Below are 1,322 nucleotides of genomic sequence, written 5' to 3'. Positions count from 1 at the left end.
GCATTGAAGAACGCGGCAACGATCTTCTCGACATCGCCTGGTGGCAGATCGGGCCACTCCACAGCTATAAGTTTGATTAGATCGGCTCGAACCATGGCGCTTCCTTGTCGAGCCCGTGACAGACGAGCTTCCGATCATCGGGCGATGATTATCGTAGGCTGGGCCGCCCGCGCAATCCCGACCGATTACGACTGCCATGGCAAACCGGGTGGCGGTTACTCACGACCCAATAGGTGAGTCGAATTTTTGGGGCTAGGTCCGCAGGGATTTTGTCATGCCCCAAAGGGTGCGCGGAGTTTCGCGAGCAGTACCCGCGCGAGCAGCGTCCGGAAACGCCAAATTGCGGCCTTCCAACGTGGTCCGCGTGATGCCATCACTATCGCATGCCGCGGTCGCCACATGAAAGATATTCGGAGACAGGATGCGCCGCGATCATAGCTATTATTTTGACGATCGGAGCCGTCCTATTGGCACTCTTCGCTCGCGCCACAGCCATCTGCTGCATCAACCCCGCCTGTCATGATCGGTGCATGGCGGAGGCAAACAAAGACGCGCTCATAATTTTTGCTTGGGCCGAGATTCCCGCACTGGCAATTATAGCCGTAATGGCGATCTTCTGGCTGATTAAGCGCCACTCGAAAAGTGGCGGTTGAATAGATTTACGGCAAAGCTGCCTGACCGGTTCCCACCAGACCCGCTCGCTTCCGATGCAAAAATCAAAGATTTTTGCATCAACGGGCAGGAGCGACTGACTGGTATTTCGTCCTTTCGCGGACACTCAGTCACGTTTTCCTAATATGACAGGCATACCTCACTCTGGTGGGGGTGGGCATGAGACACGTGACCGTGCTGTCGTTGAGATGGCCTTATGCCATTATGGCTAACGTGATGGCCGTGCCTATGGCTGGACCAATGCTGTTGCCGATCATTTTTCCGGTTTTTGTTCCGGGTTTACCACGCTTTAGGGGTGACGATCTCTGGGCCCTGTATCTGATTGCAACCCCGCTTTTCACTTTGTGGGCTTGTCTTGCCGTGGTTCCAATAGTTCGGCCGCGCCGGCTTATCCTGACCGAGCAAGGTGTGACTTTAAACACCCTTTGGAGGCGGCAGCATTGGACTTGGGATTGTGTCGCAGGGATATGGCCGCTGGGCGGGTACAAGGCACAACTCGAGGTCAATCTTGCCGACGGTAAACCAAAGCGCGTCTTTTTAGGATCGTATTGGCCAGGGGATTCAACGGGGTTGGGGAAGATCGTCTCAGAATACCGGGCCCGAACCTGACCGGCCAATTCCTGATGCAAAACTCACAGATTTTGCATCAT

General features: G+C 55.0%; 1 protein-coding gene. It reads left to right on the top strand.

Annotated elements, in window-relative coordinates; genetic code table 11:
* Positions 1–831 precede the first annotated feature (831 nt).
* Positions 832–1,281: a hypothetical protein gene (locus RH90_RS23685; RefSeq protein ID WP_157134764.1), complete on the top strand. Its 450-nt coding sequence runs from the start codon at positions 832–834 to the stop codon at positions 1,279–1,281.
* Positions 1,282–1,322: the final 41 nt, after the last annotated feature.

The sequence above is a fragment of the Sphingomonas sp. PAMC 26605 genome (genome assembly GCF_000241485.1).
In the GTDB taxonomy this organism is placed as follows: Bacteria; Pseudomonadota; Alphaproteobacteria; order Sphingomonadales; family Sphingomonadaceae; genus Sphingomonas.
This window is presented reverse-complemented; position numbering and strand designations above follow the sequence as displayed.